The sequence below is a fragment of the Bacteroides helcogenes P 36-108 genome, from assembly GCF_000186225.1.
Lineage (GTDB): Bacteria > Bacteroidota > Bacteroidia > Bacteroidales > Bacteroidaceae > Bacteroides > Bacteroides helcogenes.
In genome coordinates this window covers 2150540-2174305 of the sequence record NC_014933.1, presented here as the reverse complement: position 1 = coordinate 2174305, position 23766 = coordinate 2150540, and the positions used below count along the sequence as shown (strand labels likewise).

The following is a 23766-nucleotide window of genomic DNA, read 5'->3' as shown; positions in this document are numbered from 1 at the left end:
TTTAAGCCCTATTTCTTTATATTTTTCACTCTCTGTCATAGAGAGTGAAAAAAAACAAACCTTTCGAGGCGGTTGTATGTTTGCTTTTTTTCTTAAAAAAAAATGTATTCTAAAATCAGATTATAATAATTATAATGAAAATTAAAGCTTTGGTATTTTCCCTGTTTTTCATTTTGTTCCACTTGTTGGGCATTTCTGTCTTTGCAGGGGATGTCGTGTATAGAGTTTACTTCCCGGTTGGGCGTTCCACCGTTGATTTGTCTTACAAAGACAACAAGCCCTCTTTGGATTCGCTTTTGTCTTACATTAGGGGGATGCGTGAGAAAAAAAATATATTCCGTGTTGTCATAGAGGCCGGAGCATCACCGGAAGGCGGTACAAAGCTGAATAAGTCTCTTTCGGACCGGAGGTGTGAATCCTTGCGTTCCTATATTCAGCAACGGCTTTCGTTGCCCGATTCGATTTTCAGTCTTGTTTCCTTGGGACAGGACTGGCATGGATTGGCTTCCCTGGTCGAGGACTCGGAAATGCCGTATCGGGAAGAGGCACTTCGTATAATTCGGGACACCCCTGAATGGGTTATCCGTGGAGGTGTCGTGGTTGATTCACGTAAACGGCGGCTTATGAATCTCCATGGTGGTCGGGTATGGCATTATATGTCTGAACATTTCTTCCCATCTTTGCGTAATAGTACTGTGGTTCGGTGCGAATTGAAAACGGTTCCGGTAAAGTTATCGCAAGAAGAGAAAAATATTGTCTCAGCAGAGGTAAAGGAGATACAAAAAGAGGGAGCGCAAGCAGGAGAGTTGGCAGCAGATACGACTGTCTCAATGATTCCGTCTGCCGGTCCAGTCTTGCGTGATACCGTCGAAAGGACTGTCGCTATTTGCGACACGGTAATGTTGGGTGCTTTGGTCCCAAACCTCTCCAAACCTTTTTATATGGGGCTTAAGACGAACCTGCTCTATGATGCCCTTTTAGTCCCGAATATCGGTCTTGAGTTTTATCTGGGTGGCGGGTGGTCTGTCGGCGGCAACTGGATGTATGCATGGTGGGACAATGACAGCCGCCACCGTTATTGGCGTGTGTATGGCGGTGAGATTGACGTTCGCAGGTATTTTGGCCAACGCGCCGCAAAAAAGCCTTTGACAGGTCACCATGTAGGTGTTTACGGACAAATGATTACCTATGATTTTGAAGCGGGAGGACGCGGTTATATCGGAGGGCGTCCGGGTGGAACACTTTGGGAGAAGGCGCATTACGGTGCAGGTGTTGAGTATGGTTACTCCTTTCCTGTAGGAAAGCGGCTGAATCTTGATCTCTCCATTGGCTTGGGCTATTTGGGTGGTGTTTATTACGAGTACATCCCCTCTGGAGGACATTACGTGTGGGAACGCACCAGACACCGACATTGGTTCGGCCCTACAAAAGCGGAAGTTTCCCTCGTGTGGCTTTTGGGGCGTGGAAACTATAATAAAAAGAAAGGAGGTACACGATGAATAATATAAAGCCTTATATGAAGATGAACAATTATATACTGCAAGTTCTCATACTTTTTACATCCTGTATGCAGTTTGCTTCCTGTGAGCACAAGGATTTGTGTTATGAGCACTCGCATGCCGTCAAGGTTAAGGTGGTTTTTGACTGGAGCAAGGCTCCGGGTGTTACTCCGGAAACAATGCGCTTATATATGTTTACCCAGGATGGTAACAGGCCCGAGTTATACGAATTTACCGATTACCGTGGAGGATATATCAACATTCCTGCAGGCCGTTACAAGGCATTGTGCATTAACTCCGATACGGAGTCCATACTTTATCGAAATATAGAGAGGTTCGGCAGTTTCGAGGCTTATACACCTGACGCTATTCTTAGTGTGCGGTCATTTCGGATTTCGCGTGTCAAGGGAAGTTCGGAAGAGCACGTTGTCAACGCTCCCGACATTCTCTATAGCGACCGCCTTGATGACATCACGGTTGAATTGAAGGAAGACCAGACGATAACCATGTTTCCCGAACTGTCAGTATACCGTTACCATGTTAAAATAAAGAATGTGTCAAACCTTAAATATATCTCTCAGGATGGAATCTCAGGCGCAATTACGAGTATGTCCGGGAGTTTTCTGGTAGGGCTTAATGAACTTACGAACGTGCCTGTGACCATACCTTTTGAAGTGAATTCTGACGGGGTATCTGTCCTAAAAACAGATTTTCTTGTGTTTGGGTCCGTAGGCTCTTCCCAACAATTGGTGGTTTATGTAATCATGACCGATGGCAGCAAACTTTCCTACACCTTTGACGTAGGTGGAATAATCAAAAGTCAGCTCAATTCTGGTAATCGTGACATATATATTGAGTTGGACGGTCTTCGTCTGCCCAAGCCGATTGTGAATGGTGGAGGTTTTCATCCCGCAGTTGATGATTGGGAAAATATAGAGATAGATATTCCTATGTGACTTTTAAGATGATAATTTAATAGTCTATTCCTTAATATATGTTTTTTATTAATCATGTTTAAAATTAAATTTATGAAGAATTATTTATTGTTTGGAGCTTTGGCTTTATCAGTTTTAGGCTCTTGTTCTAACAATGATGTCGTTGATATCAACAAAGGTTCCGGTATTTCTTTCCGAGCATCCCTGGATAAGGCTGTTGCATCCCGGGCTACCGGTACCATTGACAATGTAACAACCTTGCAGAATTTGCAAGCATTTAATGTGACCGCCATTGGCAACTCTGCCAATTATTTCACAAATCTGGCAGTGACCTCTGCTGATCTTGGCGTAAATTGGACTACTGCTTCAACTTATTATTGGCCGGGTTACAGACTTAACTTTTATGCTTATGCCCCTCAAAGTATTACTGGTGCTACAGTGAATATCACCAATACTGAACAGAAAATAACATCTTTTGCTCCGGAGCAAAATGTTGCTGATCAAAAAGATCTTTTGATTGCTACCAATATAGGTGATAAACTCACCAATGAGGGTATTGGGGTATCACTCAATTTTAAGCATATACTTTCCCAAATAGCCGTACAGGCCAAATGTTCTAATGATAAAGTTAAAATAGAGGTTTTGGGTGTTAAATTGGTGAATATGGCAACAAAAGCAGATTTCACTTTTCCAACCGATGTTAGTAAGTTAGATATGGTTATCGAACAGGATAAATGGACTAATTTGAAAGATGCCAACGATCATAGCAAAGCTTACATGATTAAGGGAGATTCCCCTGTAACTCTAACAAATCAGTCTCAATCTATTATGTTTGGTTCTAAAAACTTCATGCTTATTCCCCAAAAACTGACAGCATGGGATAATAACCAGCCACAAACGGCAAATGCATATTTGGCTGTACTCTGCCGTATTTCAAGCCTCAATGGAAGTACGTCTACATTACTCTATCCTCAGCCTACAAACACCGATAAGAAGGATGGTAAATATGCATTCGCAGCTGTAGGAATTGATACGAATTGGGAACCGGGCAAGAGATACACTTATACTCTGAACTTTTGTGGTCCAAACGGAGGAGCCGGTTTTATAGATCCGAATCCATCTAATCCTAAGGATGGAAATGACCCAAAGGTTGATTCAAATCCTGTGCCTGATGGAGAAGCAGGTGATCCTATCCTCGGGCCTATCACATTTAATGTTACAGTAGATCCTTGGACTGAGGTCCCTGTAGATATAAACCTGTAAATCGGGTTATTTCATTTCTATTGTATTCCTGGATAGGATTGGGTAGGTTGACTCCTTTTACGAGGAAGTGCTTAGCCAATCCTGTCTCAAATTTTAGGGATATGAAAAGATAAATTTTATCTTTTGTCTTTTTTGATGTTATTTTTCTAATTATAATGTCATGAAACTTTATATTGAAAATTTTTCATTTGCCAGGAGGATTGTGTTCGACCTTGAATTTTGTTATTTCTTTTAGTTATCCTCTGTATCAACTCTTTTGCAGACTGAGATTGAACGTCCTTCTGCTTCTTCGGGTATCTCGTTTATAATTAGGGATATTTAGTAAATATCATAAAAAAGAAAGATAGTATATGCAGATGATTTACTACTACCATCTCATATGCCATTTTTATTGTACTTTTTCTCTCTCTGACCTAAAATCTTATCCGTTTAGGCATAATGTTCCGGAAGAAGCCTGACAACTTCCTCTAATAGACTCTTTATAATCCCTGTGCGGCTTTCTTCTGTCTGTTTTTGATTTGTCAATCATCAATATGGCGTTTGCCGTCTGTATTCCAAAGAGAAAGAGGTCTGCTCGATGAACGAGATCCCGTCTATCTGTATATTGCCCACCTTTGCACCGAACTCGACAGATTTTGTCTCCTCGCCCTTTACGATTGGCCGTACGTAATGACGGTCAATACTGATAATACGGTCACTGACCTTCCTGCTTTCAAAGAGTGCCTTTTCCTGTACAAGAACCTTTCTGATTATGGAAAGCCGTTTCTGATAATCCTGTGTATATTTGAGTAAAAAGCCGTATTCTTTGTGAATGTCATCCCGTTGTATGATGAGTTTTTCCAGAAGTCTGATCATGCGACGTCTCAGCATCCTTGTCTTCGAAACTTTCCCCTTTCTTTTCTTGCAATAGGACAGATAGGATGCCGCAACGTCCGTATATTTGTTACGGGGACGTCTTATACCAAGTTTCCTGCAATGTATGCAGATATGCCGGTAGAGCTATTCGAGACTTTTCCAAAGGAGATTCATGTTCGTAGGAAAACACATATGACTTTCATAACATGTGGCATCGGTCATACATACGTGAAGATTTTCAAGATAAGGCTTCCAGTGTGAGGCAAGAGTCTTCTGAAGGGAGTCAATTTCAAGAAGGGATGAAATCTCATTACGGATAGCACTGATAATCTTGTAGTTGGTTATAGGGAGGAACGGGTCTATCACGATACCGCAGAACAACTGATAGTTCCGTTAAGATGTTCTACCAGCAGTCTGTCAGAGAATCTGGTGCAGGCTTTCATGACCATAAAGGCTATCTTTACGGAAGAACTGAAACACTTCCTGCACCCTAGTCGGTGTTCTGACAAGCTGTCTCTCTTGCTATGCTCTCAAACGGAAACACGGAATGAAGGTTACCAAGTTCACTCTCATGAAAACTCTTACGATATTTCTCCAGAGTATCGAATTTTGTAAATCCTAAAGTATGATGAATATCTGAAATATTTTGTATCTTCTCGATATCTTGGTTTGGATATTTCCCCCGTTTTGGCCGTCAAACCTTATTTTAGGGGGAATACCTAAAGACACAAAAACAACTAATTCAAAAGACTTTAAGTACGAATTAGTTGGCTAATTTTATAGGATTTACTGAATATCCCCTTTTAAAGTTCCGGTAAAAATTTACCGAAGTATTGTCATAAAACAAACATAAATAAAGGAAACCTGCTTACCAAAAGAATATTATCTTTTCAGTAAGCAGGCTTTCACTCATATTCAAAAATGCAAAGAGCAAAAACTCTCACAGATTTGTGTGTTCCATTAATTGATAGCTATCGGAGCATCCAACGTCTTAATAGTAATTCCATTTGTAGTACCGTTTATACGCCCTGTGGCATCTTTGATAACTCCACCTTCCTGAGTCTCCGATCCGTCTAGTTTATAATAAAGTGCCAAGCCTTCTGAAGCAGGGTCAACACCCAGCATATTCTGCTTAAGTTGATTTTCCGTACGGGCTACACTCCAAACACGGACTTCACTCATTTTACCATGGAATGGACGTTCACCCCATTTGAAACCATAGATTCTACCAATATAAAAACCCACATCCGAATTCGGATCAAAACCGTCAATACCCCAATCTGAACCAGCCCATTTCTCACCATTTACATAAATGCCAGTTTTTCCTGTCGGTCGATCATAAGTCAACGCTACATGATACCAACGATTTGTTAACAACGGTTTCGTTACACGATAGTTCTGTCCTCCGGCCACTTCCAAATAATCTTTAGGAGTAATTCCTCCTCCCGCATCACCGATACGGAGAATCATCACACCTTCGGTTCCCATAATCGTATTATTATCGAGGAAATAATCCACATTAATCAATGCTTCGTAAGTGAATGACGAGAAGAAAGTACCGACAGGGAACTTCACAGAAACATAGTGATTACTGAAGTTACCAGCTTTGGTAATTTTCAACGGTTTGGAGAAAAAGAAATATGCAATGTTTGTTCCGGAAAGAGTCGACACCGAAGACGAATGCACCCGCATAGGCAAAACATATGAGTTCCCGGCTTTCAAGGCTTCTAACCCGGAAAGTTCGACTTCTACATTATCCGCATACAATTTTCCACTCGAAATAGAAGATGTCGTACTGCTTAGCTTTACCTGAGAAACATCAAGCATCTCATAATTTGTGCCATACTTTGCATTGTATTCGTCTACTACACTTGGTTCGGCTACACTATATGATACGTCTACCTGAGAGGAAGTTGCTGACGAGAGTCTTGAAACCAGATCAAATGTCATTACATCCATTTCATCTTCCACCGAGAAATTATATTCCTTGCTTTCGAAATAAACCTTAGGCTCCAACAGGTCATTCATGCTGTCGTTGCAAGCGCCCAGCAATAATGCCATACTACCTACCATCAAATAATAGAATATATGTTTATTCATCATCTTTTTACTGTTTTAGAATTTTATAAGTCCACTTATTCCTGCGGTTTATTTTCCGCTTCGTTTTGTTTCGCTTTCCATTCATTGAAAACCCGCTGATTGATTTGAATAGCCTGACGCATCCATTTATAATTTGGCGTATTGTCATAATCATTATCGAAGCGATAAGCTCCTACTCCACCTTTATAACCTTCTCGCGGCATAGCAGCAGCCTGCTTCAGCAATTGACCTCCATTAGTGGCATACTTTTCAAAGTTCTCTGTGCAGATTATTTTCTTAGGATCAACGCCATAACCATCAAAACCGGGATTGGACCTACCATAACTTTGTATAATCCAATAATCGACATACTCATCCAATTCACGGGTAAGCCCATAAATATTTCCATCAATACAGATCATTTTATGTCCTTTACCTTCCGGATCGCTTTTCGGGCCAATGTAATTGTTCATCTCTTTAACCAAATGAATCAAATGCTTATTCTGACTCAATGTGCCATCCATATCAAACACACCACTACCGATTTCCCAGTCTACATCATAACCGTCCCATTCGTTTGCATACAAAGAATCGCACAGAGCTTTGGCAAACTTCGCCAGACATGCATAATGGTTTTCACTTTCAAACTGACCTTCAAATCCCCAATATTTCCAACGGGCTTGTTTCTTCGCCGTTTCCAATTGAGCCGCCGACCAGCTTTCTTCCTCCGCTTGTTTTTCCACTTCGAGGTATACCGAACTTGGTGTCGCACCCTTACCAAGATAAGAAAGCAGACTTACCTGCAACAGTTTCGTTCCTTTCACCTTTTGCACAAACTCTTTATCTGCCTTCTCCTCCGGAGTGATTTCATAACGTCCTGGAGCGCCACTCCACATAGAAACAAAATCCATACTATCGGGCATAGCAGAGAGATATCCTCTTCGATAAGCTCCAGCAGGCGCCCAATTAGAATACCATCCGAAAGCTACGGGACGATTGTAATTCCAAGCAGTCGCCTTATAAGCGCGCAGATTGGCATAATATGCCTCACTCTCCGCATTGTTCATTGTGGCATACCCACCTATATGGTCTATCTCAATATTCTCCACATCCATGCAAGAAGTTACCATCATGCCTGTCAATGGAATAATATGTAACAATTTTCTTAATGATTTCATATTCTTCATCTGTATTAAAATGATACATGTAGGTTATCTCTTACAATCCCACCACAAACGGGTAGAAGACTTATCTTCGTCACCTGCACCGTTATTGAACAACTTCAAGGCTGCTTCATAAATAGCCTTTCCCTCGTTAGTCTGAGAAAAACTGGTGGGATAAATCATACGGCGAATGCCGCCCTCAAGAGTTGCGCCTTGCACTGCTCCTTTCAAAGTCTTAATGACATTCAACTTCGGATAACCGGTTCTTCTCCATTCCGTCCACGCTTCCTGTCCGTTAGGAAACAAAGCAATCCACTTCTGAATCATAATTTTTTCCAACTTCTGCTCAGTTGTTCCTTCAAACTTGACAGTCGTCTCACACGGAGCAGAAAGTGTTTGCCCATACTGATAATGGGAAAGAGCATATGCCCGAGGTGGCAAATTGGAATCCATATAATCATCTACAGGATAGGTCACGCCATTCTCCTGAAAAGACATATCAATGCCCTGTTTATACCATGAATCCGCACTGCCGAAACCTTCCCACACTAAAGCTGCTTCCGCACGCAAAAAATAAACTTCCGATGCACGCAGCCAATATGTAGGAGTTCCACTTTGAATATTGGGCTTTGAACAAGATTTGTAGATATCATTCTGCGCATTGGCATGCCCTGCCGGCACCGCTTGATATATTTTTCCGTCGAAAGCCTCAACACCATAAGAGGTATTACCATCCATCGGCAAAAAATAAACGCTCAAACGCGGGTCTTCATATCCCATCAGATAAGAAAAAATGGAAGAGCCCATACGAGCTTCATTATAGTTGCCTGCCAGCCATTCAATGTTGTTGCGGAAAGTCATGCCTGCTCCTTGACTCATTTGAGCCGCATCATCCTTAGCCGTCATCACACCGATAGAATGATTTACTGCTTGAGTAGCATATTTTTTCGCCAGTTCCGCATTAGCGAAGCGGACACGCATAGCCAAACGAAGCATCAGCGAATTGCCGTATTTCACCCATTTGGTAGCATCTCCGGCATATACCGCATCATAAGCCCCCATCACATTCACCCCATTTTCCGCCTTTTCTGTTAATTCTTCAATGGCAGCGGTCAATTCTTCAAACATAGCCGTATACACCTCTTTCTCCGAATCGAACGGAATGTTCATTGTAGCGTCCGCCGCATGAGAATAAGGCATCGGACCGAAACTTTCAAGTGTCTTGTGCCAAGCGGAAATCTTCAGAATTTGAGCCAAAGCAAAGACTTCGGGCGTACCATTTTTCTCAGCCGCTATTTTCAATTTCTTCCAAGGATCAAGAGCATTGGTATAGGACTGTGTATAGGTCGCTTTTATCCAATTGTCCAACAAATAATAAGTAGTATTATTACTACCTGCGTTCCAACCGTTACTGTTGTTCTCGCCAAAAAATCCACTCCAATTATCGGCCGATAGATGATAAGCTATTTGATATTCATTGATAACATCCGTATCATCAGCCTGTGTGCCTACGGGAATCACTGTCCGTTGCATAGCTGTAATCAATCCTCCGACTTCAAAACCATCCATCGCACCTTCTCCATCGCTCATCTCAAATTGGTTGGTATTGATTTCTTCAAAATTGCATGAGGCAAATAGCGCCATTGCGCATATCACCGCTAATAGTTTAAACAGATTCATTTTTCTCATAATAAAGAAGGTATATTATAATTTAAATTTAATACCGAAGCCAAAGCTACGAACACTCGGTTGCATAAAATAATCATTACCTTGTCCGTAAGTACTGGTGGAAGGAGTCAGTTCCGGGTCGAACGGAGCTTCGCAATACAACATCCAAGGATTGTTGGCTATAAACGAAACTGTAACATCTTTCAACACGTTACCAAACCACTTATTAGGCATTGTATAGCTAAAAGTAAGTTCTTGCAAACGAATATTGGTGGCACTGTATACATAGTAACCGGAGGTTTCATAATTTCCCGTACCTATCATCTGATAATAAGACTTCGCGTCTACCAGACCTTGTCCCTTCAACAATACGCCTCCCGCTTCACGAGCCTCAGCCGAACGTTTGGACACACCGAAACGATCGAGCAATGCCTCTGTAGAAGAGGTCACCACGCCACCAAAACGTCCGTTGATCTGGAATCCGAGTCCAAAGCCTTTGTATGTCAACATATTGTTCCATCCCATATTGAAATCGGGAGAAGTTTTTCCCAAATAAACGGGTTCACCCTTTTCCATTCCAAAGGTTCCATCGCTCTTTACCTCAACATATCCCAAGTGGTCTTTCTTTAAGAAAGTGTTGGCATAAATATCGTGGATACTTCCGCCTTCTTTCAAGATGACACGACCACCATCCTTCAAAACCTCCGGAATATTAATCGGCTCATCCATCAAATCTGTATGATAGTTCTCAACCATCTCCTTAATCTCATTTATATTACGAGAGAATGTCAATGTTGAAGAGATTCCCAGTCCGCATTTAAATTGATCGGAATAGCTTAATGAAGCCTCCCAACCACGATTCTCTACATTACCGGCTTGCAAATAAATCTGTTTGTATCCGGTAAACTCGGGAAGATCACCCAAGAAGGTCTGATTGTATGTATTAGAATGATAGTAAGTTACCTCCGCACTTAATTTATTCCACAACTTCAGACTTAATCCAAATTCGTATGACTTTGTACGCTCTGCCTTGAAATCAGTAAACGGATAGATACCGGTAGGATCTAATGCACCACCCACAATAGGGGTAGTTACCGTACCTGGAGTCAGTCCCGAACGGGATATAGGCGCACCGACTTCCGTATACGAACCGCGAACTTTCAAATAAGAAATAAATTCAGGCAGTTTAACCATCTCGGAAATAATTCCGGACAAACCGATAGAAGGATAGAAGAAAGATTCTTCATCGGTATTCACCAAACGTGAATTCCAGTCATTACGTCCGGTCAACGTCAAATACAGCATGCTCTTCCAACCGAGTTCCAAATTGGCAAAAACAGCATGATTACGTACACGACTATCACCACCCTTTTCTGAGATACGGCCATTAGCCGGATCGATATTGGAAGCCGCAAATTTATTAGGAACCCCTAATAATGTGCCTTTGTATCCTCTATCCAATGCCCAATAGTTAGAATAGTTCCAACCCGCATTAGCAGCAATACTGAAATCAGCTATATGCTTATTGACGTTCAACATAAAGTCAGCATATTCCTGGCGGTCTTCATAGTTATTGTATCCATACAGTCCTTTCTTTCCTTCCGCAAATTTATCGTCAGATGAAGCGTAAATCTTGCGTTCAAACAATACATGTGTGTCATCCATTCTGAAACGGGCTGCCGCATTCAACCAATCGGTAATATTATAAGTCAACCCTACGTTGAACATATAACGACTCTTTTCATTCGTAGCTACATTGCGATAAGCAGTCCAGTAAGGGTTCTGTGAAGCATATACCGGATCTGCCACCGGCCAATACTGGACCGGAAGTTGGCGGCTTTCATCGAAATGTTCGAATGACTTAATTCCATCAAAGTCTTCACCACGAGGGAACAAATAGGCGGCCATCACCGGATTCCAATATTGTCCTTGCGATACCATATTCTTGTCTTTCTGTTTCACATACGACGCACCTAAATCTAGTTGTAATTTATCATTAAGGAAAGTTGCCGTATTACGGATTGTGAAATTCAAACGTTCATATTCATTATTAGGCACAATACCTTTGGAATTGGTAGAAGAAACAGAAGCAAAAGTCTGATTCGATTTCGTACCGGTGGTCAACGTAACCGAATTAATAAAGTTTGTTCCGGTATTAAAGAAATCCTTCTTAGGATCATAACTTGTAGGAGTCAACAGTTTCTCACCCCAGCTTTCATACATATCTTTTTTGTTACCATACGTATTTTGAAACTCAGGAGTCATATAAGCTTTGCTGAACTCTGAAGAAGAAGAGAACTGCACTGAAAGTTTTCCTTCTTTTCCTTTTTTAGTGGTAATCAAAATTACACCGTTAGCGGCACTACTACCATACAACGCAGCAGCCGAAGGACCACTCAAAACAGAAAGACTTTCAATATCTTCGGGATTGAAGTCGGCAATTCCTTCTGTTCCGGCCTTACCTTCACCCATAATACCACTGTCAGTATTTCCCATATTGGTATTGAACAAAGGAATACCGTCCACCACATACAAAGCATTGTTATCACCTTCGATAGATTTTGCACCACGCATTACAACACGTGTCGCACCACCAACTCCACTAGCACTTTTGTTAATACTCACTCCGGCTATCTTACCGTTCAGCGAGTTTACGAAGTTAGCATCTTTTACCGTAGTCAGAGCATCTCCCTTGACTTGTTGTACATTGTAAGACAACGCCTTTTCTGCACGTTTGATACCCAATGCCGTTACAACAACTTCATCGAGCACTTCTGTATCCTGCTTCATTACAACCGGATAGAAATCTTTCTTGGAAATAGGAATTATCTGTGCAGCATATCCGATATAAGATACTTTGAGAATAGATTTCTCTGCCGCCTTGATCGTAAAGTTACCATCGAAATCGGTAATCGTACCTGTAGAACTACCATCCACAGATATATTTACTCCAATCAACGGTTCACCGCTTTCATCGGTAACCTTTCCTTTGATATTTTTAAGGATTTTCGTAACTACAGGCTTCTTTTCAGTTATTATGATGTAGTTACCTTGAATCTGGAATGAAAAGCCTGTCCCTTTTAAGATGGCATCAAGTGCGGTTTCGAGGGATGCGTTCTGCAAGTTTAACTGGGCTATTACTTTTCCTTTCAATTCGGAATCACTATAATTTATAGACATTTTAGACTGTTTTTCCACAGTCTTTAAGGCATCAATGACAGTGATATTCTTCTGCTGGATAGTTATTTTACTATCATTCTGAGCCAAAGCGAAAGTCTGTATAAGAATAAGACTTAAAAAAGTGAGAAAAACCCTCTTATGAGCTATTTTTTCTGCTATTTTTTCGTAGATTTGTAGCATCTTTAGTATTAGTTAATTAGTTATTATTCTAGGAGTATTCAGAATAGCGTCAATATTACGCTAATATTAAAAGAGATTGATTTCATATCCGGAAGGAACGGCCATTCCTTCCGGGTATTTTTTTGCATTACGTATTAAATTAAGAAAGGTTCTACAATATATTTATTCTTTGCTAGTTACATAGCACTTATTTCCCTTGACAACATAGTTTACATTTCCTACAACTTGCGATATAATCTTCATAACTTCCTCCAGATTAGCCTGTTTGGGGAAACGGAAACTATATGTATTCTTTTTCAGACTATGAAGGCTATATACAAAGGCATAAGGAAATTTACGTTCAAGATTTGTAAAAATATCCTCCAGATGCATATTACTAAAAACCAATTCCCCACGTTGCCATGCCGTCACATCATCTATCTCAGGCATCCGCAGATTGTGCGCTTTCGTATATTTGTCATAGACCAACTGTTCATTAGGCTTTAAAATAATATTGGACAGCAAGTTATTGAATTCAACTTTCACACTACCTTCCAACAAAGTAGCCATCAGTTCGCTATTTTCCGGATAAGCATTTACATTAAATTCAGTACCTAAAGCAGTAACTTGATAATCATTGGCCTTTACAATGAAAGGATGCTTCTTATCCGGTTTCACTTTAAAGTTGGCCTCACCAATCAAATATACACTTCTAGTCTCTCCTGTAAATTGTTTTGGATATAGTAGTGTACTCTTCGAATTCAGCATGACATGGGTACCATCCGGTAATGTAAGTTCATGAATTTCCGCTGTCGGTATATAGCATTCAACCAAATCTTTTTCCGGTCGGTCCTTTTCCAACATCAAATAAATAGAAACGGATGAAACAGTTAACAAGAAAATAGCTGCAGCTCTCCACATGAGCAACTGGTAATTTCTACGCGAAGTGATAGACTTCATTCCCAAATTTTGCCGCATTCGTAGTATTGATTGTTGCATGCCATCAGGCACTTTCTGTTCTCCTGCTTGTTTCCAAAGCTCACGAAGAGCCTCATCCTTTTCATCAACATGCTCCTCATTAGCCAACCACTGCTGCATTTTCTGCTGTGTATCGGCTGAATAGTTATTATGACCGAACAATTCTATGAGTTGTTGAATATAATCTTTCATACGTAAATAAATTGTGCTCTCCATCGTAAAGAGAGCCGTTTTTAACTATTAATAAATTGATTTGTACAGTTCGGACACAACAAAAGAAAGCACTTGCAGAGATACAAATGCGCCTGGCTATTATCTTTTGGCATTTTATTGTTTTACAAAGCTAAGAAAAATCATACACGAGTTAAAGGACTTGCAGCATTCAAGAACCTTGTAGACCGGTTTCCAGTAAACACCGGTGCTTTCCATCGCCACATGGGTGATACCGTTGGATAATAACCATTCTTTTAATTCTGTCAAAGAACTACTGAAAGTCTTGTAACTGCGGGTTTCAGTTTTAAGACCCTCACCACTTATCGTGGCAACGACTACGTCCTTGTGGACATCTATTCCACAACCCCGGAGAATCATTTGTTCGAAAGGTACTGTACTCATAACATTCTGGCTTTTGATGAATAATTCTAAGATAGGCAATACCAACCAATCTACATGATCTTGGACGAAATTTATTTTTATGGGTGTTTCATGAATCTTTTTCTTTCTTTTTGAACTTTATGTGCTAAATACAACTACCACGTACATACTACTTAAAAATATTAGAGAAAAAAACAAAAAAGAGGAATACCTTCTTTAATTCGATCAATGCCAAATAAACTTGATGCTCTATTGTTCGGATAGAAACATCGAGTTTATCAGCTATTTCTTTATGGCTTAATCCTCGAAAACGACTAAGTTCGAATATCAACCGACGACGCTTCGGCATCTTCTCCAGTGTCAACTGAATAATCAATAGCATCTCCTTATAATATACACTATTCAAGATCTCTTCCTTTTCTGTCAGTTCATAAAGAAAAGTTTTTTTAATCTCCGTCTGATATTCTTGTTCTACCTGTCGATGTTTAAAGATGTTCAGAACTATATTTCTAGTCATTATGAAAATGTAATTGTCTAGTTCTTTATCATTATCCAGCCATAATTCCGGCTGCATCCAAAGCTTACAGAAAACATCTTGAGCCACATCTTCTGCATCACTTTCAGATTTAAGCAGCATTTGAGCAAAGTTCTTTACTTTAGGAAAATTCACAGTAAAAAACCTCGAAAACTTTAATTCAATCTGCTTGGCGTTATTTTCCATCTCTCTAGTATTTTTCAGCGTTAACGGTTAAATTAAATGTACCATGTATAAGGTTAAAGATATGGTAATATAATAAATCTGTCGTAAATATAGGCAAATCTTCTGAAAAAACTTTCATGGATACTATGAAATTATTCATGGCTATACCGGTTCGTATAAACTTCCTCCAATTGGGCAGGCATGGATGTTTTTCGGAACAGACATACCGTAACCTTTTCGAGAATGAAACATTCGACTGGTTTGCATTCAACGGTTCTATCATCAGCAAGCATCTCACAGATAGAAGGAAAGCCATCGCCCCTCCTATATCCCCAAGTCCGATCATAAGACACCTTGGATCGGTTACTTCTGATCAGGCAGTGCTGGGGATTATAAGCGTGAATTGGAAATCATGGGCATCGGAACTATTGGGATGACGTGTGCTTATAATACTATTGAAATACTTGATAAAGTCCTGTTCGCTTCGCTCATTCTGTGCAGCGATTTCATTTTCCTTATCAGTATAGAGGATGGCACTATCGTATTCATGCTGCCGTAACTTCCGCACATTGTCGGCATAGATACAAGCCTCTTGGTCTATCGTTGAACGGCATTGGATAATTCCATTCAAATCGCACTTAGGCTTATAGTTGAATGTTCCATCCGGCAAAATACGTGCAATGGACGACTTGTCCCAAACAGGTGTAGATATAGTTCGGTTAATGGATTCCACCACACGACTTGCCCGTTTAGAACCTCGCTTATAAACTGGGTATGATTCTATAATCAGATACCACTCTTCTTTATAATTTGACCTTCTGAGCTTGACGGTCACTTTGGTATTAGGCAATGCTTTCTTCATAACGACTTATATAATTTATCAATTTCAGATTTGGGAACATAAACATAGTTACCGATTTGACGTGTAGGAATAGAATGACGGCGTATGTGCTTAAATACACTGCTGTCATTGATATGGAACTTCTTTGCGATCTCTCCGATGGTGTAACAATCTTTGGGTTCAAAGGACAATGCTTCCTTTTTTCTCTTTCTACTCCCTGCCTTTGTTTTGAAGTGTTCATCCATATATTGCCGGCTAAGACGTGTTAGACGTCGACCAAAATTGTATGACGGTATCAAGCCTTGCCGTATCATACGATAAAGAACGTCTTTACTAATTCCGTAAATCAGCATAGCCTCTTTTACGGTTAGATACCCCTTGCTGGATGGCATTCGTCTAATCAGTGCTTGGCGTATCGCTTCTTTCTCTTTTGCGATTTGTCTTTTCTTATATACTCTCTTGGAACAAGCAGGGCAACAATACTTCGACACTAATGTGGGAGGAGTAAAGATTTTACCACACTCCTCGCAACTTCTTTGAATGGTGTAATTTCCTCTTGGCATATTCTTCTCGTTTTAAATGGTTTATATCAATCTAAGTTGTACCTTATCGCCAAATAAGACGTGTCGCAAACATGTCGCAAATAAGAGATAAAAAAGCCCATAGAAAACACATAGCAACCATGAATCCCATAAACGCAAAAAGCGTGCAACTCATTGAGCTGCACGCTTTTGCTTATTGTTTATTATCTGTATCCTTATCGGAATCATTTAACTTCCTCGAAATCTGCATCCTGCACATTATCTCCGTGCTTGCCATTATCCTGCGCACCGCCTTGCTGTCCGCCATTCATATCCGGACCGGTCTGTGCACCACCTTGTGCACCGCTTTGAGCATACATTTCAGCACTGGCAGCTTGGAAAGCCGTATTCAACTCTGCCATGGCAGTGTCAATAGCTGCCAAATCCTGGGCTTTGTGAGCATCTTTCAGTTTTTGCAAAGCAGCTTCAATCGGAGCCTTCTTGTCAGCCGGCAATTTGTCTCCCAACTCTTTCAACTGATTTTCAGTAGTGAAGATCATAGAGTCAGCCTGATTCAGCTTGTCAATTTTCTCACGTTCTTTTTTATCTGCTTCGGCATTGGCTTCGGCTTCTGCCTTCATCTTCTCGATTTCTTCTTTGCTCAAACCACTGGAAGCCTCAATACGGATAGCTTGTTCCTTACCGGTAGCCTTATCTTTGGCAGATACCTTCAGAATACCGTTGGCATCAATGTCGAATGTCACTTCAATCTGAGGAACTCCACGACGTGCCGGAGCAATACCTGTCAAGTTAAACTGGCCGATTGACTTATTCTGCGCAGCCATCGGACGTTCACCTTGCAATACGTGAATAGTAACCTCCGTCTGATTGTCTGCAGCAGTGGAGAAGACTTCACTCTTCTTACAAGGAATTGTCGTATTGGCATCAATCAACTTAGTCATTACCCCACCCATGGTTTCGATACCCATTGACAGGGGAGTAACATCCAACAGTACCACGCCCTTGATTTCATCCGTCAAGACTGCACCTTGCACAGCAGCACCCACAGCTACTACTTCATCGGGATTTACACCCTTAGAAGGAACTTTGCCAAAGAAGTCTTCCACCAACTTCTGTACGGCAGGGATACGTGAAGAACCACCCACAAGGATTACTTCATCAATATCCGAATTGCCCAGACCTGCATCGCTCATAGCCTTCTTGCATGGTTCAAGACAAGCCTGAATCAGATTATGAGACAAAGCCTCAAATTTGGCACGAGTCAAGGTCTTTACCAGATGCTTGGGCACGCCACCCACCGGCATGATGTACGGCAAGTTAATTTCCGTAGTGGTAGAAGAGGACAACTCAATCTTAGCCTTTTCGGCAGCTTCTTTCAAACGCTGCATAGCCATCGGATCCTGTGTAAGATCAGCGCCTTCATCATTCTTGAATTCCTGAACCAGCCAGTCGATGATTACTTGATCGAAATCGTCACCACCCAAGTGAGTATCACCATTGGTTGATAACACTTCGAATACACCGCCACCGAATTCGAGGATAGAGATATCGAACGTACCACCACCAAGGTCGAATACAGCAACTTTCATATCTTTATGAGCCTTATCGATACCGTATGCAAGGGCAGCGGCAGTCGGCTCGTTCACAATACGTTTTACTTCAAGACCTGCAATCTGGCCAGCTTCTTTGGTTGCCTGCCGCTGAGAATCGGAAAAGTAAGCCGGAACAGTAATCACAGCTTCCGTTACTTCCTGACCCAAATAGTCTTCGGCAGTCTTCTTCATTTTCTGCAGAATCATTGCAGAGATTTCCTGCGGAGTATAAAGACGTCCGTCGATATCCACACGCGGAGTATTGTTGTCACCTTTCACTACTTTGTAAGGCATGCGTGACACTTCTTTCTGCACTTGATCCCAGTTTTCGCCCATAAGACGTTTGATAGAAGATACCGTGCGGGTAGGGTTCGTGATTGCCTGACGTTTGGCAGGATCACCGATTTTACGCTCACCACCGTCAACAAATGCCACTACGGAGGGAGTAGTGCGTTTACCCTCACTGTTTGCAATTACTACGGGTTCGTTGCCTTCGAATACGGCAACACAAGAATTCGTAGTTCCTAAATCAATACCAATAATTTTTCCCATGATCGTTATTATTTTATTTGTTATTATTCTATTTCCGTGTCCACCTCACAAGCAGACGCCTATAAAAAAACAAACCTTATGCCAAATTGCCCTGAGCAGTTGCCAATCTTTGTTTATGACAGTTTGTCTGTCAGTTTGGCAGAATCACAGCCACTTTTCCTGTCGGAAATTACCATTTGTTAATTTCTATCCAATCCGGAAGTCGTACTTTTGTCGACTGAAAAGATGATAAAAGTACGATTCCCGGAAGTACCTACAAGAGACAGACAAGATTAATCTGCAGAGAATATGGCTGACTATAAAGATGAGCCGAAATGCCTCGACGGTTGAGATTATATTAATAGACTTTCTATTAGCATACAGAAGAGGTATATAGCCCCAGCTAAAAAGGTATGATCCGTCAGCCACCAGGCATCATCCGGTTATACATCAAAGAGATATTAGCATTTACCAAATTAGCAACTAAAGAAAAGATTATGGAAAAGATGAGAGACAGCATCGACTTCAAAAACACAAACGTTGTCACATTATTCAGGAAATTATTGCTTCCCACGGTAATGGGAATGATTTTCTCGGCGCTATTCGTCATTACAGACGGCATTTTCGTCGGGAAGGGTATCGGAAGCGATGCTTTAGCGGCTGTCAACATCGTAGCACCATTGTGGCTGTTTTCTACGGGCATCGGGCTGATGTTCGGTGTAGGTGCATCCGTAGTGGCATCCATACATCTGTCACACGATAAAATAAAAACTGCGCGTATCAATATCACGCAGTCAATAGCTGTGTCTTCTTTATTATTGGTATGCACTTCTGTCATATTCTGCCTTTTTGCTCCGCAAGTAGTGCTTTTGTTAGGCAGTTCGGAACGTCTCATGCCATTAGCTGTGGAATATATGCGCTGGTTTGTACCCTTCTCCGCATTCACGGCATTACTCAATTCGGGCATGTTCTTCGTACGTCTGGACGGTTCGCCCAACTATGCCATGATGTGCAATATTATTGCAGCCGTACTAAACATTCTGTTGGATTATCTTTTCATTTTCCCCTTTGGCTGGGGAATGTTTGGCGCGGCATTGGCCAGTGCCATAGGCACTACGGTAGGAGCGTTGATGATTATCTTCTACCTGATGCGCCACCGGTGTGCACTGCGTTTCTATCCAGTAAAACTGAGCCTGAAGAGTATGCTGCTGACATTCCGCAACATAGGCTACATGTGCCGTCTGGGCTCGTCTGCCTTTCTGTGCGAAGTAGCCATCGCGTGCATGATGTTTGTAGGCAACCGAGTGTTCATACATTATCTGAAAGAAGATGGAGTGGCTGCCTTCAGCATTGCCTGTTATTTTTTCCCTATCATATTTATGGTATATAATGCCATCGCCCAGTCGGCACAACCCATCATCAGTTACAATCATGGTTTACAAGAAAGCCAGCGGGTTCGCCACACTTACCTGCTGGCACTGAAGACAGCTTTGGCCTGCGGTGTCATATTTGCAGCGGTCACCGCACTGTGCAGCCGGGAGATTGTCGGCATGTTCATATCCCGCAGCTATCCCGCGTATGACATAGCCGTAAAAGGCCTGCCACTGTACGCCTCCGGTTTCGTGTTTTTTGCAGTCAACATCATCTCCATCGGTTTCTTTCAGAGTGTGGAACGAGCAAAATATGCCACCTTCATCACCTTGCTGCGTGGATTCATCCTATTAACTGCATGTTTCTTTGGACTGCCCTTAGTATTAGGAAATCCGGGAATCTGGCTTGCCACTCCACTTGCAGAACTGTTAACCACACTTTTCATAATCATAATTTATATAAGCGGGAAAAAGAAGCGCAAGGAAAATTCCATATCTTTGCCACATGGAAATAATGATCAAGAAATTCTGCAAAAAATATAGGCTTCCTGAGAAAAGTTTATCCGAACTTCTATCATACATGACAGAAATCCACTTCGCCAAGGGAACATCCATCGTCAAAGAAGGAGAACGAAACACGAATTTCTATCTCCTGAAGCGAGGGATATGGCGGGCTTATTATCTAAAAGATGGGACGGAGAATTCCTTATGGTTCGCCGGTCCGGGAGATACCGCTTTTTCTTCATGGGGCTATGTGGACGGAGAAGCTTCACCGATCAACATAGAATCCATAAATGACAGCATAGCCTACCGCATATCCAAGTCTGATCTGGAAACACTTTTTTCCAAATCCATAGACATGGCAAACTTTGGCAGAAAGATTTTTGAACATGAAATCTTATCCGTCGATATGGCTTCAGTAGCCTACGGCACTCCTCCCACGGCCAAAGAAAGGTATCTGGCATTGATGGAGGATAACCCGGAACTGCTGCAAGATGTGCCTCTCAAACATCTGGCATCCTATCTATACATCACACCGCAATCTTTGAGCCGCATCCGGGCAGGGCTAAAGAAGAAGTAACGTTTGTCACTTCCTTAGCAACACCATTACCAGATTATTATCCGCATCATAAAATCCGATGCCCCCACCAGTCAATCTGCCAAAAGAACGAACAGCATTCAAAGCTTTCAGCACACGTCCTTCCATTGCCTGATCGGGACACGCCATCATTGTGCTGACAACCTGCAGAAAAGAAATGGACGCCGCGCTTTCTTCTTCGATACGGAAAGTGCCATTAATTATGTTGCAACCGGCATTTCCATTCAACCTTTTTTCAGCAATATTGAATTCGATGAACGGCTGGCTTTCCAATGCTTCGGGAACTGCTTCTCCGGCAACCTCGCCAATCATCCATTTACCTGCCAGATCAGCCAACTTAACTGTGGCTTCTTTCCTTTGTAAAACAAGGATGGGACGGTTGGACGGTCCGCACAGAGCCATGTTGTCCCTTCCCAGCTTCTTATACTTCTTTACCTGCGACAAGGCAGACAAAACATTCTGTTCGACAGTCATATCAGGACATGCCATACGGGTACTACCCAGAGCTCCCAAGCTGATTGTGCCGGGCTTGGAATTTACATCGAACGATCCCATCATACGGTTACATCCGCTATTACCATAAACTTTTCCGTTCTTCGTATCAAAACCGATAAAAGGAAACTCCTGATCCGGGGCAGGAACCACAACCACACCATTGATTTCTATTATATTCCACTCGCCACTAATGGAAGGAAGAGTAGCCGCATTCTTGGTTGAACCGCAAGACGACAAGCCTACCAATATGCCTGCCATGCAAAAAGAAACAAATACCTTTTTCATATCTACTTATTGTTTAAGTTAAATCTACGGTGCAAAGATATATGAAAAAAACGAGTTAAGGTAGTTATGGCAAAGGTTTTCGTAACGGCAAAATGCATTTCATACGAAGTATTTAGCAGGATTTTAATGCTTATCTAAGAATTAACTCTTATATTTGCTCTCCATATTTTTATGAACCTAATATAATAATGTAAAAAAGAAGAAATGGGTAAAGTTCTTATTATCGGTGCAGGCGGTGTAGGTACCGTTGTTGCGCACAAAGTGGCTCAGAATCCTGACATATTTACTGAAATCATGATTGCCAGCCGCACAAAGTCCAAATGTGACGCCGTTGTAAAAGCGATTGGCAACCCTAACATCAAAACCGCCCAAGTCAATGCAGACAACGTGGACGAACTGGTGACACTCTTCAATAGCTTCAAACCTGAAATCGTCATAAACGTAGCCCTCCCCTATCAAGATCTCACCATCATGGAGGCTTGCCTGAAGGCCGGTGTAAACTATTTGGATACGGCAAATTATGAGCCGAAAGATGTAGCCCACTTTGAATACAGTTGGCAATGGGCCTACAAGAAACGTTTTGAAGACGCTGGGCTGACTGCCATCCTGGGCTGTGGTTTTGATCCGGGCGTAAGCGGTATTTATACTGCATACGCAGCCAAGCATCACTTTGACGAAATACAATATCTGGATATCGTGGATTGCAATGCTGGTAATCACCACAAAGCATTTGCCACCAATTTCAATCCTGAAATCAATATCCGCGAAATCACCCAGAATGGACGTTACTACGAAAACGGCGAATGGGTAACCACCAAACCTCTGGAAATCCACAAAGATCTGACCTATCCCAACATCGGCCCACGCGACTCCTACTTGCTTTATCACGAAGAGTTGGAATCTCTTGTAAAGAATTTCCCAACCATTAAACGCGCACGCTTCTGGATGACATTCGGCCAAGAGTATCTGACACATTTACGTGTCATCCAAAATATCGGCATGGCACGGATTGACGAAGTAGAATACAACGGCATGAAGATTGTTCCGTTACAGTTCCTAAAAGCCGTACTTCCCAATCCGCAGGATTTGGGAGAAAACTACGAAGGAGAAACCTCCATCGGCTGCCGTATTCGTGGGTTGAAGGACGGAAAAGAACGTACCTACTATGTATATAACAATTGCAGCCATCAGGAAGCCTATAAAGAAACCGGCATGCAAGGAGTAAGCTATACCACAGGTGTTCCTGCAATGATCGGGGCCATGATGTTCCTCAAAGGCCTCTGGAAAAAACCGGGTGTATGGAATGTAGAAGAGTTTAATCCTGACCCGTTCATGGAACAACTCAACAAACAAGGCTTACCTTGGCACGAAGTAATTGACGGAGATTTGGAAGTTTAAATTAGCAATCAACGGCCGACAGCCTGTGCCAATCTTTCTACTGCGCAACGACTGCCGGCCTCTAAATACTGGATAAACGTGAAAGTTGGAGACAAAGCACCTGAAGTATTGGGTGTCAATGAAAAAGGAGAGGAAATTCGCCTGAATGATTATAGAGGAAAGAAGATAGTGCTCTATTTCTATCCCAAAGATATGACTTCCGGTTGCACCGCACAAGCTTGCAACCTACGTGACAACTATTCCGAACTGCGCAAAGCCGGATACGAAGTTATCGGTGTAAGTGTGGACAACGAGAAGTCACACCAGAAGTTTATTGAAAAAAACAATCTCCCCTTTACCTTGATTGCGGACACCGACAAGAAACTTGTAGAACAGTTTGGTGTGTGGGGAGAAAAAAGCATGTATGGACGTAAATATATGGGAACCTTCCGCACAACCTTCATTATCAATGAAGAAGGAGTGATTGAGCGCATCATTGCCCCCAAGGAAGTAAAGACCAAAGAGCACGCCGCACAAATCTTGTGACGGTAATCATCAATA

17 protein-coding genes and 3 pseudogenes are annotated in these 23766 nt (G+C 41.8%); 8 read left to right on the top strand and 12 right to left on the bottom strand.

The window, feature by feature from the left end; genetic code table 11:
* Window positions 1-134 precede the first annotated feature (134 nt).
* The 3 genes from BACHE_RS08650 to BACHE_RS08640 all read left to right on the top strand — a co-directional run bounded on the left by BACHE_RS08650 (window position 135) and on the right by BACHE_RS08640 (window position 3697).
* Window positions 135-1499 (top strand): DUF3575 domain-containing protein, encoded by a 1365-nt coding sequence (locus BACHE_RS08650; protein WP_013547324.1) that lies wholly within the window; start codon window positions 135-137, stop codon window positions 1497-1499.
* A gap of 23 nt (window positions 1500-1522) precedes the next feature.
* Entirely contained in the window at window positions 1523-2455 is a 933-nt protein-coding gene (locus BACHE_RS08645; RefSeq protein ID WP_013547323.1) for a DUF5119 domain-containing protein, read from the top strand.
* Between the two features lie 72 nt (window positions 2456-2527).
* A complete protein-coding gene (locus BACHE_RS08640; RefSeq protein ID WP_013547322.1) occupies window positions 2528-3697 on the top strand; it encodes a fimbrillin family protein in 1170 nt (389 codons plus the stop codon).
* Between the two features lie 561 nt (window positions 3698-4258).
* Here BACHE_RS08640 and BACHE_RS17980 read toward each other — a convergent pair.
* The 8 genes and pseudogenes from BACHE_RS17980 to BACHE_RS08600 all read right to left on the bottom strand — a co-directional run.
* Window positions 4259-5213 (bottom strand): annotated as a pseudogene (locus BACHE_RS17980) (DDE transposase); the annotation flags it as partial.
* 299 nt (window positions 5214-5512) lie between these two features.
* Window positions 5513-6655: a DUF1735 and LamG domain-containing protein gene (locus tag BACHE_RS08630; protein ID WP_013547320.1), complete on the bottom strand. Its 1143-nt coding sequence runs from the start codon at window positions 6653-6655 to the stop codon at window positions 5513-5515.
* A gap of 32 nt (window positions 6656-6687) precedes the next feature.
* Entirely contained in the window at window positions 6688-7809 is a 1122-nt protein-coding gene (locus tag BACHE_RS08625; RefSeq protein ID WP_013547319.1) for a glycoside hydrolase family 18, read from the bottom strand.
* Between the two features lie 33 nt (window positions 7810-7842).
* On the bottom strand, window positions 7843-9483 hold the full coding sequence (locus BACHE_RS08620; protein ID WP_013547318.1) for a SusD/RagB family nutrient-binding outer membrane lipoprotein: 1641 nt from the start codon (window positions 9481-9483) through the stop codon (window positions 7843-7845).
* Window positions 9484-9498: 15 nt separating this feature from the next.
* Window positions 9499-12822: a TonB-dependent receptor gene (locus BACHE_RS08615; protein WP_013547317.1), complete on the bottom strand. Its 3324-nt coding sequence runs from the start codon at window positions 12820-12822 to the stop codon at window positions 9499-9501.
* 162 nt (window positions 12823-12984) lie between these two features.
* Window positions 12985-13971 (bottom strand): FecR family protein, encoded by a 987-nt coding sequence (locus tag BACHE_RS08610; RefSeq protein ID WP_041579763.1) that lies wholly within the window; start codon window positions 13969-13971, stop codon window positions 12985-12987.
* A 135-nt stretch (window positions 13972-14106) separates the two neighbouring features.
* On the bottom strand, window positions 14107-14394 hold the full coding sequence (locus BACHE_RS08605; protein ID WP_013547315.1) for an IS110 family transposase: 288 nt from the start codon (window positions 14392-14394) through the stop codon (window positions 14107-14109).
* 148 nt (window positions 14395-14542) lie between these two features.
* Complete coding sequence (locus tag BACHE_RS08600) at window positions 14543-15094, bottom strand: RNA polymerase sigma-70 factor (protein WP_013547314.1); 552 nt, start codon at window positions 15092-15094, stop codon at window positions 14543-14545.
* Window positions 15095-15168: 74 nt separating this feature from the next.
* On the opposite strand from BACHE_RS08600, the pseudogene BACHE_RS17760 reads away from it, so the two are divergent.
* Window positions 15169-15443, top strand: a pseudogene (locus BACHE_RS17760) (transposase); the annotation flags it as partial.
* 45 nt (window positions 15444-15488) lie between these two features.
* Here the strand turns inward: BACHE_RS17760 and BACHE_RS08590 are convergent.
* The 3 genes and pseudogenes from BACHE_RS08590 to dnaK form a co-directional block, all read right to left on the bottom strand.
* A pseudogene (locus BACHE_RS08590) lies at window positions 15489-15935 on the bottom strand (Arm DNA-binding domain-containing protein); the annotation flags it as partial.
* The gene (locus tag BACHE_RS08585; protein ID WP_013547313.1) at window positions 15932-16477 is read right to left on the bottom strand and encodes a helix-turn-helix domain-containing protein; all 546 of its coding nucleotides are present in this window, start codon (window positions 16475-16477) and stop codon (window positions 15932-15934) included. The gene BACHE_RS08585 and the pseudogene BACHE_RS08590, both read right to left, overlap by 4 nt.
* A 203-nt stretch (window positions 16478-16680) precedes the next feature.
* Window positions 16681-18600, bottom strand: a complete 1920-nt coding sequence (gene dnaK / locus BACHE_RS08580) for a molecular chaperone DnaK (protein ID WP_013547312.1) — start codon at window positions 18598-18600, stop codon at window positions 16681-16683.
* A 476-nt stretch (window positions 18601-19076) separates the two neighbouring features.
* Here dnaK and BACHE_RS08575 point away from each other — a divergent pair, with 476 nt between their 5' ends.
* On the top strand, window positions 19077-20492 hold the full coding sequence (locus BACHE_RS08575) for an MATE family efflux transporter (protein ID WP_013547311.1): 1416 nt from the start codon (window positions 19077-19079) through the stop codon (window positions 20490-20492).
* Entirely contained in the window at window positions 20455-21030 is a 576-nt protein-coding gene (locus BACHE_RS08570) for a Crp/Fnr family transcriptional regulator (RefSeq protein ID WP_041579280.1), read from the top strand. The genes BACHE_RS08575 and BACHE_RS08570 overlap by 38 nt, the downstream gene beginning before the upstream one ends.
* 6 nt (window positions 21031-21036) lie before the next feature.
* Here the strand turns inward: BACHE_RS08570 and BACHE_RS08565 are convergent, their stop codons facing one another.
* Window positions 21037-21828 carry an META domain-containing protein gene (locus BACHE_RS08565; protein WP_013547309.1) on the bottom strand — a complete coding sequence of 264 codons (792 nt, stop codon included), beginning with the start codon at window positions 21826-21828 and terminating at the stop codon, window positions 21037-21039.
* A 204-nt stretch (window positions 21829-22032) separates the two neighbouring features.
* Here BACHE_RS08565 and BACHE_RS08560 point away from each other — a divergent pair, with 204 nt between their 5' ends.
* Window positions 22033-23226, top strand: a complete 1194-nt coding sequence (locus BACHE_RS08560; RefSeq protein WP_013547308.1) for a saccharopine dehydrogenase family protein — start codon at window positions 22033-22035, stop codon at window positions 23224-23226.
* Window positions 23227-23304: 78 nt separating this feature from the next.
* Window positions 23305-23751 (top strand): thioredoxin-dependent thiol peroxidase, encoded by a 447-nt coding sequence (gene bcp, locus BACHE_RS08555; RefSeq protein ID WP_013547307.1) that lies wholly within the window; start codon window positions 23305-23307, stop codon window positions 23749-23751.
* The last annotated feature ends 15 nt before the right edge of the window (window positions 23752-23766 follow it).

What these genes read in the sequence shown, in the direction of transcription:
- BACHE_RS08650 (WP_013547324.1), top strand. Translation starts at nt 135, where the DNA reads ATGAAAATTAAAGCTTTGGTATTTTCCCTGTTTTTCATTTTGTTCCAC.
- BACHE_RS08645 (WP_013547323.1), top strand. Translation starts at nt 1,523, where the DNA reads ATGAACAATTATATACTGCAAGTTCTCATACTTTTTACATCCTGTATG.
- BACHE_RS08640 (WP_013547322.1), top strand. Translation starts at nt 2,528, where the DNA reads ATGAAGAATTATTTATTGTTTGGAGCTTTGGCTTTATCAGTTTTAGGC.
- BACHE_RS08630 (WP_013547320.1), bottom strand. Translation starts at nt 6,655, where the DNA reads ATGATGAATAAACATATATTCTATTATTTGATGGTAGGTAGTATGGCA.
- BACHE_RS08625 (WP_013547319.1), bottom strand. Translation starts at nt 7,809, where the DNA reads ATGAAATCATTAAGAAAATTGTTACATATTATTCCATTGACAGGCATG.
- BACHE_RS08620 (WP_013547318.1), bottom strand. Translation starts at nt 9,483, where the DNA reads ATGAGAAAAATGAATCTGTTTAAACTATTAGCGGTGATATGCGCAATG.
- BACHE_RS08615 (WP_013547317.1), bottom strand. Translation starts at nt 12,822, where the DNA reads ATGCTACAAATCTACGAAAAAATAGCAGAAAAAATAGCTCATAAGAGG.
- BACHE_RS08610 (WP_041579763.1), bottom strand. Translation starts at nt 13,971, where the DNA reads ATGAAAGATTATATTCAACAACTCATAGAATTGTTCGGTCATAATAAC.
- BACHE_RS08605 (WP_013547315.1), bottom strand. Translation starts at nt 14,394, where the DNA reads ATGAGTACAGTACCTTTCGAACAAATGATTCTCCGGGGTTGTGGAATA.
- BACHE_RS08600 (WP_013547314.1), bottom strand. Translation starts at nt 15,094, where the DNA reads ATGGAAAATAACGCCAAGCAGATTGAATTAAAGTTTTCGAGGTTTTTT.
- BACHE_RS08585 (WP_013547313.1), bottom strand. Translation starts at nt 16,477, where the DNA reads ATGCCAAGAGGAAATTACACCATTCAAAGAAGTTGCGAGGAGTGTGGT.
- dnaK (WP_013547312.1), bottom strand. Translation starts at nt 18,600, where the DNA reads ATGGGAAAAATTATTGGTATTGATTTAGGAACTACGAATTCTTGTGTT.
- BACHE_RS08575 (WP_013547311.1), top strand. Translation starts at nt 19,077, where the DNA reads ATGGAAAAGATGAGAGACAGCATCGACTTCAAAAACACAAACGTTGTC.
- BACHE_RS08570 (WP_041579280.1), top strand. Translation starts at nt 20,455, where the DNA reads ATGGAAATAATGATCAAGAAATTCTGCAAAAAATATAGGCTTCCTGAG.
- BACHE_RS08565 (WP_013547309.1), bottom strand. Translation starts at nt 21,828, where the DNA reads ATGAAAAAGGTATTTGTTTCTTTTTGCATGGCAGGCATATTGGTAGGC.
- BACHE_RS08560 (WP_013547308.1), top strand. Translation starts at nt 22,033, where the DNA reads ATGGGTAAAGTTCTTATTATCGGTGCAGGCGGTGTAGGTACCGTTGTT.